The 13,419-nt window shown below is 60.8% G+C and carries 15 protein-coding genes; 5 read left to right on the top strand and 10 right to left on the bottom strand.

The annotated features are described in order from the left end of the window. Window positions 1-64: 64 nt before the first annotated feature. The 7 genes from ACOYXH_RS28610 to ACOYXH_RS28640 all read right to left on the bottom strand — a co-directional run bounded on the left by ACOYXH_RS28610 (window position 65) and on the right by ACOYXH_RS28640 (window position 5,349). Window positions 65-1,198, bottom strand: a complete 1,134-nt coding sequence (locus ACOYXH_RS28610) for an AGE family epimerase/isomerase (protein ID WP_095126132.1) — start codon at window positions 1,196-1,198, stop codon at window positions 65-67. A gap of 199 nt (window positions 1,199-1,397) precedes the next feature. Continuing rightward, a complete protein-coding gene (locus ACOYXH_RS28615; RefSeq protein ID WP_320413832.1) occupies window positions 1,398-1,970 on the bottom strand; it encodes a HupE/UreJ family protein in 573 nt (190 codons plus the stop codon). Window positions 1,971-1,997: 27 nt separating this feature from the next. Continuing rightward, window positions 1,998-2,612, bottom strand: coding sequence for an urease accessory protein UreG (ureG, locus tag ACOYXH_RS28620; RefSeq protein ID WP_007915910.1), 615 nt, complete (start codon window positions 2,610-2,612; stop codon window positions 1,998-2,000). 11 nt (window positions 2,613-2,623) lie between these two features. Continuing rightward, window positions 2,624-3,298, bottom strand: coding sequence for an urease accessory protein UreF (locus ACOYXH_RS28625; protein ID WP_095047319.1), 675 nt, complete (start codon window positions 3,296-3,298; stop codon window positions 2,624-2,626). After that, window positions 3,295-3,795, bottom strand: a complete 501-nt coding sequence (gene ureE, locus ACOYXH_RS28630; protein ID WP_008087160.1) for an urease accessory protein UreE — start codon at window positions 3,793-3,795, stop codon at window positions 3,295-3,297. Before ureE ends, ACOYXH_RS28625 begins: the two co-directional genes overlap by 4 nt. A 299-nt stretch (window positions 3,796-4,094) precedes the next feature. Next, window positions 4,095-4,727, bottom strand: a complete 633-nt coding sequence (locus ACOYXH_RS28635; protein ID WP_007915913.1) for a TetR family transcriptional regulator — start codon at window positions 4,725-4,727, stop codon at window positions 4,095-4,097. A 154-nt stretch (window positions 4,728-4,881) separates the two neighbouring features. After that, window positions 4,882-5,349, bottom strand: coding sequence for a hypothetical protein (locus tag ACOYXH_RS28640; protein WP_460066946.1), 468 nt, complete (start codon window positions 5,347-5,349; stop codon window positions 4,882-4,884). Window positions 5,350-5,734: 385 nt separating this feature from the next. Here ACOYXH_RS28640 and ACOYXH_RS28645 point away from each other — a divergent pair, with 385 nt between their 5' ends. After that, a complete protein-coding gene (locus ACOYXH_RS28645; protein WP_460066948.1) occupies window positions 5,735-7,810 on the top strand; it encodes an AsmA family protein in 2,076 nt (691 codons plus the stop codon). A 93-nt stretch (window positions 7,811-7,903) separates the two neighbouring features. On the opposite strand, the gene ACOYXH_RS28650 is transcribed toward ACOYXH_RS28645, so the two are convergent. Together ACOYXH_RS28650 and ACOYXH_RS28655 are read right to left on the bottom strand one after the other, a co-directional pair. Next, window positions 7,904-8,437: a ferritin-like domain-containing protein gene (locus tag ACOYXH_RS28650; protein WP_093430205.1), complete on the bottom strand. Its 534-nt coding sequence runs from the start codon at window positions 8,435-8,437 to the stop codon at window positions 7,904-7,906. A 98-nt stretch (window positions 8,438-8,535) separates the two neighbouring features. After that, a complete protein-coding gene (locus tag ACOYXH_RS28655) occupies window positions 8,536-9,483 on the bottom strand; it encodes a LysR substrate-binding domain-containing protein (RefSeq protein ID WP_427120766.1) in 948 nt (315 codons plus the stop codon). A gap of 109 nt (window positions 9,484-9,592) precedes the next feature. Between ACOYXH_RS28655 and ACOYXH_RS28660 the strand changes: the two genes are divergently transcribed. The 3 genes from ACOYXH_RS28660 to ACOYXH_RS28670 all read left to right on the top strand — a co-directional run bounded on the left by ACOYXH_RS28660 (window position 9,593) and on the right by ACOYXH_RS28670 (window position 11,507). Continuing rightward, window positions 9,593-10,231 (top strand): FMN-dependent NADH-azoreductase, encoded by a 639-nt coding sequence (locus ACOYXH_RS28660; RefSeq protein WP_095126129.1) that lies wholly within the window; start codon window positions 9,593-9,595, stop codon window positions 10,229-10,231. Continuing rightward, window positions 10,232-10,537: a DMT family transporter gene (locus ACOYXH_RS28665; protein ID WP_016985399.1), complete on the top strand. Its 306-nt coding sequence runs from the start codon at window positions 10,232-10,234 to the stop codon at window positions 10,535-10,537. A 91-nt stretch (window positions 10,538-10,628) separates the two neighbouring features. Next, window positions 10,629-11,507 (top strand): esterase/lipase family protein, encoded by an 879-nt coding sequence (locus ACOYXH_RS28670; RefSeq protein ID WP_095047324.1) that lies wholly within the window; start codon window positions 10,629-10,631, stop codon window positions 11,505-11,507. 109 nt (window positions 11,508-11,616) lie between these two features. On the opposite strand, the gene ACOYXH_RS28675 is transcribed toward ACOYXH_RS28670, so the two are convergent. Beyond that, complete coding sequence (locus ACOYXH_RS28675; protein WP_095047325.1) at window positions 11,617-12,504, bottom strand: DMT family transporter; 888 nt, start codon at window positions 12,502-12,504, stop codon at window positions 11,617-11,619. A gap of 96 nt (window positions 12,505-12,600) precedes the next feature. On the opposite strand from ACOYXH_RS28675, the gene ACOYXH_RS28680 reads away from it, so the two are divergent. Beyond that, window positions 12,601-13,395, top strand: a complete 795-nt coding sequence (locus ACOYXH_RS28680; RefSeq protein WP_095047326.1) for an AraC family transcriptional regulator — start codon at window positions 12,601-12,603, stop codon at window positions 13,393-13,395. Window positions 13,396-13,419 lie beyond the last annotated feature (24 nt).

A 13,419-nucleotide genomic window follows, 5' to 3' on the forward strand; every position in this document is an offset into this window, starting at 1 on the left:
CGCTCCTACATTTGGAATGCGTTCCCCTGTAGGAGTGAGCCTGCTCGCGATAGCCATTTATCCGTCAGCGCAGATATTCAGCCAGGCCGCTATAGCAAGTCGCCAAGTGATACGGCGTAGTTGAAGGCATGTCCTTACGGCTCACCTCGCCCAACTCATCCCGGCACTCATGCCAGCCACCGGCATGCAGAAACCGCTGTTGCAACGCCTGTAACTGGCGCAGCACCACCGCTTCACTGCCCTGACGCAAGGTCAGTGCGCGCAGATATTCCGCCTGCGCCCAGATCCGCTGGGTCGAGTCTCGCGGGCGTCCGTCCGTTTCCAGATCGAGCATCGCCCGTACTGCGCCGGATGGCTGCACCACACCGTATTGCTCGGTGAAGGCAAACGCCCGGTCAAGCGCCGCATGCAGTTTCGAACCACGCAATAACGGCGACGATTCGAGCAGGAAATACCATTCGAACTGATGCCCCGGCTCATACCAGTTATCCACAGCCCCGAGCGGTTTTTCCATCAACACGCCATATTGCGGATCGACGAACTGCTTGTGCATGGCTGTGCATAACTCCAGCAACGCTTTCTGCGTCTGGGCATCTTCGCGCACGGCAAGGGTGGCGAGGAATGCTTCGGCCAGGTGCATCAACGGGTTTTGCAGTGGACCGGTTTGCAGGGTGATCCAGTCGCGTTCCAGGCAGGCTTCGTACAGGCCATCGCCGGTGGCAAAGCGTCGACCGATGATTTCCAGCGCAGCATTGAGCGTCGACTCGACCAGCGGATCGCCGGATTTTGCCCAGTAATGCGCGCAGGCAAACAGGATAAAGGCGTGGGTGTAGAGATCCTTGCGCTGGTCCAGCGGTTTGCCTTGGGCGTCGATGCTGTAGAACCAGCCGCCATGCTCGGCATCATGAAAGTGCCGTTGCAAGGAGCGGAACAGTGCCGCTGCACGCACTTCAGCGTTATCCACAACCCCGATCAGACTGGAAAACAGATACAGCTGCCGTGCACAGGCCATCGCCCGATAGCGCTGCGGTGGCAGTGGCTGATGCGCGGCGTCCAGCGCCTCGTAGGGCAACGCCATGTCGGCGTTCCAGCCCGGGCCTTGCCAGAGCGGCACGATCACGTTGACGAAATGCTGCTGCACAGCGCCGAACAGGGCGGTCAATTCGGGCAGGGAGGTGGAGCAAGAAGCGTGGGGCATGGGCGGACGTCGTCACGGCTGGGGCGATTGCGCGACATGGTAGCAGAGCGGCGGCCGTTAGAGTCTTGGTGTCTGATCGGCCGTCATCGCTGGCAAGCCAGCTCCCACAGGTGATTGGGTAAGTCCACAATTGTGTGAACACCAAATATCCTTGTGGGAGCTGGCTTGCCAGCGATGAGGCCGGTACGGGCGATGGAGATTAGCCTGCCAGCAGCCAGGCGCCTGTTATTGCTGAGGCAGCACCTGCAAGGCGCACCAACGGTGCAGCAGCCTGAGGCAGGAAACGCACCACGCCATAACCCGCCGCATGCAGTGCAGCCGTCGCGGCGACGAAACCCGCCGCATACGCCCAAGGACTGCTCATGTCCGGCAGTTCCAAACCATGCGCCACGCCATGGAACAACGCAAACACCGCCGTCGCCACCACCGCCATGACCAACGGCGGACGCACCGCCAAGGCTACTGCCAGACCCAGCGCCAGCACCGACGCGGCAATCCCGCTTTCCAGCGCTGGCAATTCCAGCCCTTCAAAACCGAGCATGCCGCCGATCAGCATGGTGCCGACAAACGTGCACGGCAGCGCCCAGCGCGCGGCGCCCCGCTGCTGCGCGGCCCACAAACCGACAGCTAGCATCGCCAGCAAATGGTCGAGGCCGCCAATCGGGTGGCTGATACCGGCGACCAGGCCGCTGTCGCCATGCCCTGGGTGAGCGAAGGCCAGCGCTGGCGTCAGCAGCAGCGCCACAGCGCCAAGAATACGTTTGAGTGTCATGGATAAGCTTCCTTGTTGAGCAGTGAATCAGGCTGCGGTCAGCAGGCCCTGGCGTTCGATGAAGGCGATGATTTGCTCAAGGCCCTGACCGGTTTTCTGGTTGCTGAAGACGAACGGCTTGCCGTTGCGCATGCGTTTTGTGTCGCTGTCCATCATCTCCAGCGAGGCGCCCACCAGTGGCGCCAGATCGATCTTGTTGATCACCAGCAGATCGGATTTGCAGATCCCCGGCCCGCCCTTGCGCGGCAATTTGTCGCCCGCTGAGACGTCGATCACGTAGATGGTCAGGTCGGACAGTTCCGGGCTGAAGGTCGCCGACAGGTTGTCGCCGCCGGATTCCACCAGAATCAGATCCAGTCCCGGAAAGCGCCGGTTCAGTTGATCCACTGCTTCAAGGTTGATCGAGGCGTCTTCGCGGATCGCGGTGTGCGGACAGCCACCGGTTTCCACGCCGATGATCCGCTCCGGTGCGAGGGCTTCGTTGCGCACGAGAAAATCGGCGTCTTCGCGGGTGTAGATATCGTTGGTGACCACGGCGAGGTTGTAGCGCTCGCGCAGGGCCAGGCACAGAGCCAGGGTCAACGCGGTTTTACCGGAACCGACCGGGCCGCCGATGCCGACGCGCAGGGGTTGTGTGTTCATGGTTGTTTCTCCTAAGAGCGGAAGAGGCGGCTGTACTGGCGCTCGTGGGCCATGCACGCCAGGGACAGGCCGAACGCGGCGCTGCCCATGTGGTCGGGATTGATTCGGCTCGCGTCCTGCTGCGCTTGTTGCAGCAGTGGCAGCAGTTCGCTGGTCAGGCGCTGGGCGGCTTGCTGGCCCAGCGGCAGGGTTTTCATCAGGACGGCGAGCTGGTTTTCCAGCCAGCTCCACAGCCACGCGGCGAGGGCGTCTTGCGGGCTGATGCCCCAGGCGCGCGCGGCCAGCGCCCAGCACAGGGCCAGATGCGGTTCGGGGCATTGATCGAGAAAGTCGCGGGCGTGCGTGTCGAGTTCCGGCAAACCATTGAGCAGTTGCTGTAACGAATAGCCCATCTGCCGGCTCTCCAGATGCAACTCGCGTGTCTCGCGGCTGGCCCGATGGCTTTCGCAGAGGCCCAGCAACTCCGCCCATTGTTCATCGGCGGCTGCCTGGCAATGGGCGAGCAGCAGTGGCGCCTCGAACCGGGCGAGGTTGAGCAGTAACTGATCGCTGATCCAGCGCCGGGCACTGTCCGGGTTGTTCACGCGGCCGTTATCCACGGCCATTTCCAGGCCTTGCGAGTAGCTGTAGCCGCCAATCGGCAATTGCGGACTGGCCAGGCGCAGCAGCGCCCAGGCCGGATTCACAGGCGTACGCCGAACTGATGGAGTTTCGGCGCGTAGTTGAAGTCTTCGTCGCCGTGTCGAGAATGGTGATGGCCGCCGCCATAAGCGCCGTGCTCGGGCTGGAATGGCGCTTCGATGGCTTCTACCTGCGCACCAAGCTGTTCGAGCATCGCCTTGAGCACGTAATCGTCGAGCAGACGCAGCCAGCCATCGCCGACTTGCAGGGCGACGTGGCGGTTACCCAGGTGATAGGCGGCGCGGGTCAGTTCGAAGGCGTTGGCGCAGGTGACGTGCAGCAATTGCTCGGGGCGGGCGCAGACGCGGACGATGCGGCCGTCTTCAGCTTGTAGGCATTCGCCGTCATATAGCGGCGGCTGACCGCGCTCCAAAAACAACCCGACGTCTTCGCCCTCGGCACTGAAACAGCGCAAACGGCTTTTGCTCCGCGCTTCGAAGGTCAGGTGCAACTCGGCGGCCCAGACGGGTTGAGGGTCGATTCTGCGGTGAATCACCAGCATCGGAAAGCTTCCAACTATGGACAATACTCAGGCTAGAGCAAGGGCCTTGCCAATCGGACGAGATGTAGGAAATCCCTGTCGGAGCGTAGTGGATGTTTCAAGATGTTGCGGGAATATGGAAGGTTTTGGTGCGTGAAGATTTTTTTATGCACCAAATGGAGGCTGACGCGGCGCACCTTTGTAGGAGTGAGCCTGCTCGCGATAGCAGTGTGTCAGTCAGCAACTATTTGACTGGTAGACCGCTATCGCGAGCAGGCTCACTCCTACAGGGGATTTGTGGTGTGGCGGGAAGAGGGGAGTTATTCGGTACTGCCCAGCCCTTGCCAGTGCTTGAGCCCAATAAAGATAAAGCGCAGTTGCTGGGTGATCTTCGCCTGCGGCGTCAGATGCTCCGGCAGGGCTTCGGCCGGCGGATCGATGATGTCGGGGAGGGTAGCGAAGACTGATTTGACGATCAGGTCAGCCATCACGCTCAAACCGGCGGCGTCCAGGTGCTGAAGCTTGGGCATCATCGTCAGGTCGGCCGCCAGGTCGGAGCTGATGTTCTCGCGCAACCGGCCGATTGCCTGACGCACCGGCAGCGAACCGCCGTACTGTTCACGGGCGAGAAACAGGAATTGCGAGCGATTGGCGCTGACCACGTCGAGGAAGATCCGCACCGAGGCATCGATGATGCCGCCCATGACGAATTCGTTGTGGCGCACCAGACGGATGGTTTCGCGGAAGGTCTGGCCGACTTCACTGACCAGCACCAGGCCGAGCTCATCCATATCGGCAAAATGCCGGTAGAAACCGGTGGGCACAATCCCGGCGGTTTTGGTCACTTCGCGCAGGCTCAGGCTGCCGAATCCTCGGCCGCTTTCCATGAGGTGGCGGGCAGCGTCCATCAAGGCGTTGCGGGTCTGTTGTTTCTGTTCGGCGCGGGGCAGCATCGCAGGGTGTGTTCTTTGGCAGGACAAGCGCCGCACTCTAGCAAATCGGCTTTGTCGGCGTCGAACGAGAGGACATGGAGCAGAAGATTTCACCGGCCAGAAAAGTCAAAAGCCCAATCCGGTGATTGGGCTTTTTTTCGAGGCCGCCATGGGCTTAGCTCAAGGCACTGTTGCGTTCGATCACACGGTCACCACCACCTTCGGCGAGTGCTTGACCCAGTGGGGTTTTATCGAAACCGTCGTCAGCCAGGGTCTGACCTTGTGGGGTGCGGTCGCTGCCGTCGGAAGCCAGAGTTTGGCCTTGTGGGGTGCGGTCGCTGCCGTCGGAAGCCAGAGTTTGGCCTTGTGGAGTGCGGTCGCTGCCGTCGGAAGCCAGGGTCTGGCCTTGTGGGGTCTTGTCGTAGCCGTCCTGAACCAGGCCTTTCTCTTCCAGGCGATCACGGCCGCCTTCAGCCAGGGTCTGGCCTTGTGGGGTACGGTCCGAACCATCAGCTGCTACGGTCTGGCTGAATACCGAGTGGCTGGATTTCACTTGCGGGGTAGCCTGATCGGCAGCGGGCAGGGCGAAAGCAGTGCTGGCTAGCATCGACAGGGTAAGGCTGAGCAGTAATTGGCGTTTCATGATGGGTTGCTCCTTGGGAGGGCGATAAAGTGGGTACGAGGGCAATGCTACTCTCGATAAGTCGATATAAAAGTTCATAAACGCAATGGTAATAATCAACAGAATTGATTGTTCTGCCGGGAGGCTCTAGATCGCGGCTTTCCGGGCGACGGTTTTGCACCGAGGTGGGTATTTCCGACTCACTCGCGCCTCGCAAACGTGCGGGTCGCGGTAACACTGTTCGACTGATTGGTCAGATTTCGCGCGACTTTTTACGCGCCAATCGGCCTTTCGATTAAACCTGCGGCTGGTTTGCCAGTCGTAGACTTCATGAGGGCCGCTTTGGCCCGCCGTTTCAGCCGTACGCCGCAGTCTTTGCGTGCGGTCGTGATCAGGAGCTTTGTGCATGACGCGCACTGGAAAAATCTTCAGCTGGACCTTCGCCATCCTCGTGCTGTTACTGGCCGTGCTGGTGTTGATCATCGTGTTCTTCGACTGGAACCGGATCAAACCGCCGCTCAACGCCAAAGTCTCGGAAGAACTGCACCGACCGTTTGCTATTAATGGCAACCTCGCGGTGATCTGGCAGCGCGAGCCGGACGAGGGTGGCTGGCGCGCCTGGGTGCCGTGGCCGCACGTGGTCGCTGAGGATTTGAGCCTGGGCAACCCGGACTGGTCGAAAAAGCAGCAGATGGTCACGCTCAAACGCGTTGAGCTGCGTATCTCGCCGCTGGCATTGCTGGCGCAACGCGTGGTGATTCCGCGCATCGACCTGACCGAACCCAATGCCGAGTTGCAGCGTCTGGCCGATGGCCGCGCCAACTGGACGTTCAAGTTTGACCCGAAAGATCCGAACGCTGAACCCTCGAGCTGGGTGGTCGACATCGGCGCCATCGGTTTTGACAAGGGCCATGTCACCCTCGACGATCAAACGCTCAAAACCAATCTTGATGTGCTGATCGATCCGCTGGGCAAACCCATCCCCTACAGCGACATCGTCGGAGCCAAAGCGGCGAAGACTGCGCAGGACAAGGGCGGTGCGCCGCAGGATTATGCATTTGCCTTGAAGGTCAAAGGCCAATACCACGGTCAGAACCTCTCCGGCCAAGGCAAGATCGGCGGGCTGCTCGCCTTGCAGGATGCGCGCAAGCCATTCCCGCTGCAGGCCCAAGCGAAGATCGGCGACACTCGCATCGAACTGGCCGGCACGCTGACTGATCCGCTCAACCTCGGCGCCCTCGATCTGCGCTTGAAACTGGCCGGCGCGAGCCTCAGCAATCTTTATCCGCTGACTGGCGTGACCCTGCCGGACACGCCGCCGTATGCCACTGATGGCCATTTGATCGCCAAACTGCATGACGAAGCGGGCGCGAAATTCACCTACGAGCAGTTCAACGGCAAAATCGGCAGCAGCGACATCCATGGCGACCTTACCTACGTCGCCAGCCAGCCACGGCCGAAACTCAGCGGCGCGTTGCTTTCCAATCAACTGTTGTTCGCTGACCTCGCACCGCTGATCGGCGCTGACTCCAATGACAAGCAGAAGGCGCGCGGCGGCGAGAGCAAACAGCCGGCCGATAAAGTGCTGCCGGTGGAAGAGTTCAAGACCGACCGCTGGCGCGCGATGGATGCCGACGTCGAGTTCACCGGCAAGCGCATCGTCCACAGCGAGAAACTGCCGTTCAACGACCTCTATACCCACCTGAAACTCAATGACGGTGAGCTCAGCCTGGAGCCACTGCGCTTCGGCGTCGCTGGCGGTAATCTCGATGCACAGATCCGCCTCAACGGTCGCACCGAACCGTTGGAAGGCCGGGCCAAACTGACCGCGCGCCGGTTCAAGCTCAAGGAGCTGTTCCCGACGTTCGAGCCAATGAAGACCAGTTTCGGTGAGCTCAACGGCGACGCCGATATCACTGGTCGCGGCAACTCGGTGGCCAAGCTACTGGGCGGCGCCAACGGCAAGTTGAAGATGTTGATCAACGACGGCGCGATCAGCCGCGAACTGATGGAACTGGCCGGGCTCAACGTCGGCAACTATGTGGTCGGCAAGATCTTTGGCGACAAGGAAGTGAAGATCAACTGCGCGGCGGCAGACTTCGACATCAAGACCGGTCTGGCGACCACGCAGCTGTTTGTCTTCGATACCGAGAACGCGATCATCTATATCGATGGCACGGCGAACATGGCCACCGAGCAACTCGACCTGACGGTGACGCCGGAGTCCAAGGGCTGGCGGTTGATTTCCCTGCGTTCGCCGCTGTATGTACGCGGCAAATTCATCAAGCCGGACGCGGGTGTGAAGGCTGTGCCGCTGATGTTGCGCGGGGCGGGGATGGTTGCGCTGGGTGTGATCGCCGCGCCGGCGGCGGGGCTGTTGGCGCTGGTGGCACCGAGTGGCGGTGAGCCGAATCAGTGTGCGCCGTTGCTGGAGCAGATGAAGGCGGGCAAGGCGCCCGTTACCGTAAAACCTACCAAGTAATCTTCAGCGTTAGTAAAGACGCCATCGCGAGCAGGCTCACTCCTACATTTGGAATGCGTTCCCATGTAGGAGTGAGCCTGCTCGCGATAGGGTTTAGAGGTCGTTCAGGATGTCAGCCATGTCATCGGCATGCTCTTCTTCCTGCGCCAGGATATCTTCGAAGATACGTCGCGTAGTCGGGTCTTTTTCGCCGATGTACTGGATGATTTCGCGATAGCTGTCGATGGCGATCCGCTCGGCAACGAGGTCTTCGTAGACCATCTCTTTGAGGGTGTTGCCGGCCACGTATTGCGCGTGGGACATCTTCGACAGCATGTCGGGGTTGAACTCGGGCTCGCCACCCAATTGCACAATGCGCTCGGCCAGACGGTCAGCGTGCTGGGCTTCCTGGGTGGCGTGTTCGAGAAACTCTTCGGCGGCCACATGGGCTTTCACACCATTGGCCATGAAGTAGTGGCGCTTGTAGCGCAACACGCAGACCAGTTCAGTGGCCAGCGATTCATTGAGCAAGCGCAGCACCTCTTCACGGTCGGCGCTGTAGCCCTCGGTGACGGCGCCGTTCTCGACGTGTTGGCGCGCACGTTCGCGCAAGGTTTGAACATCTGACAGATGCAGGTCGTCGCTCATTTCGATCTCCTGGAGGCTAATCCGATTGTCGCCACGTTCTGCGGACGCGGTCGCTACCTAAACTGTGAGTCGTGAGCGTTGCAAAAAGTTTTATCGGTTTACGCAACCCCTGTAGGAGCTGCCGAAAGCTGCGATCTTGGCGCCAGCCCGGACAAAACTGCCTCCTCGCGCAGCCAGGCAAAAAAAGCCCGCACCGGCGGATGCCGCTCGCGCCCCGGCACGCACAACGCGCTGTACCCGGCGCCATCGACCTGAACCTGGCCCATGAACGGCACCAGCAAACCGCTGGCGACACTCTCCGACACCAGAATGTTGCTCGCCAGCACCAGCCCTTGCCCGGCGATCGCCGCTTGCAGGGCGTAATGCTCTTCATCGTATTCGCGGATGGCCGGTTGCGCGTGTAACCAGTTCTCGCCGGCCTTGGCGCACCACGCTTCCCAGCCATGGGCATACAGCTTGGAATTGTGCCAGCGCACGCTGATCAACGTGGGTGTACGCCGCGCCGCCAGCGCCACTTGCTCGGGTGAGCCGTACACGCCGAACGACTCATCGAACAGGCACAGGCCATACAGGTTCGGGTAATCGTCGAGGCTGTAGCGCAGGACCAGATCGACACTGGCGTCCTGATGCAGATCGATGACTTCGCAGTGCGTATCGAGGCGCACGTTGATGTTCGGATGCTGCGCGTAAAAGCGCCCGAGACGCGGCACCAGCCACAGCGCAGCAAACGCGGCGGTGGTCGACAGCGTCAGCGTGCTGGCGTTGCGTTGCGGGCGCAGGGTGTCGACGCTTTGCGCCACCTCCAGCAATGCGCCGTGCAGGCTGCGAAACAGGCGTTCACCGCCCTCGGTCAGACGTACCTGGCGCGGCAGACGCTCGAACAACGCGACGCCGAGCCAGTCTTCCAGCGAGCGAATCTGGTGGGAAATCGCCGTGGGTGTGACTGACAGCTCTTCGGCGGCAGCCTTGAAGCTCAGCAGGCGTGATGCCGATTCAAAGGCGCGCAGAGCGGTGAGAGGCAACGAGGCAAACATTGAAAGCTCCACGGATGAAATCAATTCATCCCGAGTGATTTTTGCTCATTTGAGAAGAAGCAGTGGCGAGCTTCAAGCTGCAAGCCACAAGCAGTTTGATTCTAGTCCGGAGGAATTACAGATGAGTAGAATTCTTGCGATTCATGCCAGCCCACGCGGCGACCGTTCCCACTCGCGGCGTCTGGCGGAAAGTTTTCTCAGTGCCTGGCAGGTGCGTCATCCGCAGGCGCAAGTGACTCGCCGGGAGGTCGGTCGGGCGTTGATTCCGGCGGTTAACGAAGCCTTTGTCGCCGCCGCGTTTTATCCACAGCCTGAAGCACGCCCACTGTCGATGCAGGCCGATCTGGCCCTGAGCGATCAACTGGTTGGCGAGTTGTTCGACCACGACCTGCTGCTGATTTCCACGCCGATGTACAACTTCAGCGTACCCAGCGGCCTCAAGGCCTGGGTCGATCAGATCGTGCGCCTGGGCCTGACCTTCGACCACACACTGGACAACGGTGTCGCCCAATACACCCCGCTGTTGCAGGGCAAGAAGGCGCTGATCGTCACCAGTCGCGGCGGTTTCGGTTTCGGCCCGGGTGGTGAACTGGAAGCCTTGAACCACGCCGATCCGTGGTTGCGCACGGCGCTGGGGTTCATCGGCATCAACGACGTCAGCGTTGTCGCGGCCGAGGGCGAAGAGTCCGCCGAACGCACCTTCGCGGTGTCGTTGGCCGAGGCCGAGCAGCGTTTGCTCAGCCTTGCCCGGGAGTTCTAAATGGCCTGGCTGTTCCTGCTGATCGCCGCCGGATTTGAAGTGACGTTCGCCATGGGCATGAAATACGCCGAAGGCTTCACCCGGCTCTGGCCGTCGTTGATCACGGTGATTGCGGCGGTCGGCGGGATCTACTTCCTGACACTGGCAATGCGCGAGTTGCCGGTGAGCATCGCCTACCCGATCTGGACCGCGATTGGCTCACTCGGCACGGTGTTCCTCGGTTTCGCCCTGTTGGGCGAGAGCCTGACGCTGGTCAAACTGCTGTCAGTCGGGCTGATTGTGGCGGGGGTGGTGGGCCTGAAGTAGGCTGGTCGTCGAGTTGTCATCATCAAGGAGGATGCTTGGCGGGCGTTTTGCACGCTTGGCATCCACTCACCGACCACAAGGATGTTTGCCCATGTCGACGCGTTATCCACTGGTGCTGGTGCCCGGCATGCTCGGGTTTATCCGGCTGGTTCTCTATCCGTACTGGTACGGCATCATCAAGGCGCTGCGCCGTGGTGGGGCGACGGTGATTGCTGTACAGGTGTCGCCGCTGCATTCGACGGAGGTGCGCGGCGAGCAGTTGCTGGCGCGGATTGACGAGATCTTGCGCGAGACCGGGGCGCACAAGGTCAACCTGTTCGGCCACAGTCAGGGTTCGCTGACGGCGCGCTATGCGGCGGCGAAACGGCCGGATCTGGTGGCCTCGGTGACGTCGGTGGCCGGGCCGAATCATGGCTCGGAACTGGCCGACTATCTGCAAAAACACTACCCGGCGGACAGCGCCAAGGGCCGTCTGCTTGAAGCATTGCTGCGTTTTGTCGGCTGGCTGATGGCGCTGCTGGAGACCGGTTACCACGGGCCGAAACTGCCGGTGGATATTCATGCCTCGCACCAATCGCTGACGACTGAGGGTGTTGCGCTGTTCAATCAGCGTTATCCACAGGGCTTGCCTGAAACTTGGGGTGGGCACGGGCCGGAGGAGGTCAATGGTGTGCGTTATTACTCATGGTCAGGGACGTTGCAACCGGGCAAGACTGATCGTGGCGGTAATCTGTTCGACGGCACCAATCGCAGCTGTCGCTTGTTTGCGAAAACCTTCGTGCGTGAGCCGGGGCAGTGTGACGGGATGGTCGGGCGCTACAGCTCGCATCTGGGCACGGTGATTGGCGATGACTATCCGCTGGATCACTTCGACATCGTCAATCAGTCGCTGGGGCTGGTCGGCAAGGGCGCGGATCCGGTGCGGCTGTTTGTCGAGCATGCGGCGCGGCTAAAGGCTGCCGGCCTTTAGGATCAAAAGATCGCAGCCTGCGGCAGCTCCTACAGGTTCGGTGTCGCACACAAATTTTGTGAACGCCTCGAGCTCATGTAGGAGCTGCCGCAGGCTGCGATCTTTTCCATCAGGCAACGCTGGCCCGGCGGCCCAACACGGTGGTCCAACGCTCGGACAGAATCACCCCGCCCAAGGTCAACAAGCCACCCACCAGGTGATACATCGCCAACTGCTCCTTCAACACCCCTGCTGCAATCAGCGCGGTAATCAACGGCAGCAAGTTAAAAAACAACGTCGTGCGACTCGGCCCCAGGCGCTGCACCGCCTGCATCCACGCCAGTGGCGCGAGCATTGACGCGAGCAGGCACGCATATAGCACCAGCGGTATGTTCTGCAGGGTCAAACCAGTCTTCGGCGAAGCGGCATACAGCGGAAACAACACGACAATCGCCACCAGCACCTGCAAATACAGCAACACCAGCGGCGGCAGGCGCAGCTGCCATTTTTTCAGCAAAGTGCTGTAGATCGCATAGGCCAGTGTGGCGATCAGCATCATCGCATCACCCATGTTCACGCCGTGCTGCAGCAACGCGCCGAGGCTGCCGGACGAGACCACGACCAATACGCCGGCAAACGACAGAACCGCACCGACCAGCGCACCGGCGGTCAGGCGTTGGCCGAGACTGATGATCGCCATGGCCAGCGACATCAACGGCATCAGCGAGAGGATGATGCCCATGTTGGTCGCCGTGGTCAGGGTTGCGGCGAAGTAGGCGAGGCTCTGATAGACCGCCATGCCGAGTACGCCAAGAACGAAAATCCTGCTCAGATTCGGACGGATCTGCGGCCAGTGCGCGATTACGGCTTTGAGCATGAACGGGGTGAACAGCAAACCGGCGAGCAGCCAGCGGTAGAAACCGATCTCGGCGGGGAAAATCGCCCCGACCGCCAGTTTGTTGATCACGGTATTGCCGGCCCAGATAAAAATCGCCAGCAGCGGAAACGCGTATTGCATGAGTCGAAACCAGTACATTGATGAAGGGCAATTATCCCTTGTCTGGATGCAGGCCTATACTGCGAACCGGACAACCTGCCTCTGAAACCGGACAGCATGAACAGCAAACACATCGATCTGCTGGATTTCAGCGAACTGCCGTCAGCGGTGTACTTCCGCTACGCCGACTTCAATGCCCATGAATTCGCCGCGCCGCATCGGCATCCGTGGGGCACGCTGGAGTACGCCGCTCATGGCGTGCTGCACATGGACGTCGACGGCAGCCGTTTCATGTCGCCGCCGCAGTACGCGGTGTGGGTGCCGCCGCAGGTCGAGCACAGTTTCTACAGCCATCAACCGGTCAACTATCGCGCGGTGTGCCTCGACCCCAAGGTCTGCGCCGAACTGCCCAAGCGCGCCTGTACCCTGGCGATCAGCGACATTCTCAAGGCGATTCTCAAAGACTTCGCCGCCCGTGACGTGAAGATTCCTGAACTCGATGCCGATCAGCGTCTGGCTCAGGTTCTCGTCGATCAACTGCAACAGGCGCCAGTGCATGAATGCTATCTGCCGTACGCGAGCAGTCCGGGGCTGCTGGCGATTCTCGAAACCTTGCAGGCCGAGCCGGGCAACAATCAGCCGCTGGCGCATTGGGCGCTGCAGGTGCATGTCAGCGAACGCACGCTGGCCCGGCAATTCGTTCGGGAGCTGGGGATGAGTTTTGGCGAGTGGCGTCAGCGCTTGCGCTATCTCGCCGCGATCGAGGCGCTGGAAACTAACCGCAGCGTGCAGGAAATCGCCTTCGATCTCGGTTATAGCAGTGGCTCGGCGTTCATCGCCATGTTCGCGCGGCAGGCCGGGTGTACGCCAGAGCAGTATCGCCGTAGCCATCTGGAAGGCAGGAAGGTGTAACAAGATTTGGCTACACTCCAGCAG

The sequence above is a fragment of the Pseudomonas sp. Mb7 genome (assembly GCF_054790525.1).

Coding starts and splice junctions, on each gene's coding strand:
- ACOYXH_RS28610 (WP_095126132.1), bottom strand. CDS start 1,198: ATGCCCCACGCTTCTTGCTCCACCTCCCTGCCCGAATTGACCGCCCTG.
- ACOYXH_RS28615 (WP_320413832.1), bottom strand. CDS start 1,970: ATGACACTCAAACGTATTCTTGGCGCTGTGGCGCTGCTGCTGACGCCA.
- ureG (WP_007915910.1), bottom strand. CDS start 2,612: ATGAACACACAACCCCTGCGCGTCGGCATCGGCGGCCCGGTCGGTTCC.
- ureE (WP_008087160.1), bottom strand. CDS start 3,795: ATGCTGGTGATTCACCGCAGAATCGACCCTCAACCCGTCTGGGCCGCC.
- ACOYXH_RS28635 (WP_007915913.1), bottom strand. CDS start 4,727: ATGCTGCCCCGCGCCGAACAGAAACAACAGACCCGCAACGCCTTGATG.
- ACOYXH_RS28640 (WP_460066946.1), bottom strand. CDS start 5,349: ATGAAACGCCAATTACTGCTCAGCCTTACCCTGTCGATGCTAGCCAGC.
- ACOYXH_RS28645 (WP_460066948.1), top strand. CDS start 5,735: ATGACGCGCACTGGAAAAATCTTCAGCTGGACCTTCGCCATCCTCGTG.
- ACOYXH_RS28650 (WP_093430205.1), bottom strand. CDS start 8,437: ATGAGCGACGACCTGCATCTGTCAGATGTTCAAACCTTGCGCGAACGT.
- ACOYXH_RS28660 (WP_095126129.1), top strand. CDS start 9,593: ATGAGTAGAATTCTTGCGATTCATGCCAGCCCACGCGGCGACCGTTCC.
- ACOYXH_RS28665 (WP_016985399.1), top strand. CDS start 10,232: ATGGCCTGGCTGTTCCTGCTGATCGCCGCCGGATTTGAAGTGACGTTC.
- ACOYXH_RS28670 (WP_095047324.1), top strand. CDS start 10,629: ATGTCGACGCGTTATCCACTGGTGCTGGTGCCCGGCATGCTCGGGTTT.
- ACOYXH_RS28675 (WP_095047325.1), bottom strand. CDS start 12,504: ATGCAATACGCGTTTCCGCTGCTGGCGATTTTTATCTGGGCCGGCAAT.
- ACOYXH_RS28680 (WP_095047326.1), top strand. CDS start 12,601: ATGAACAGCAAACACATCGATCTGCTGGATTTCAGCGAACTGCCGTCA.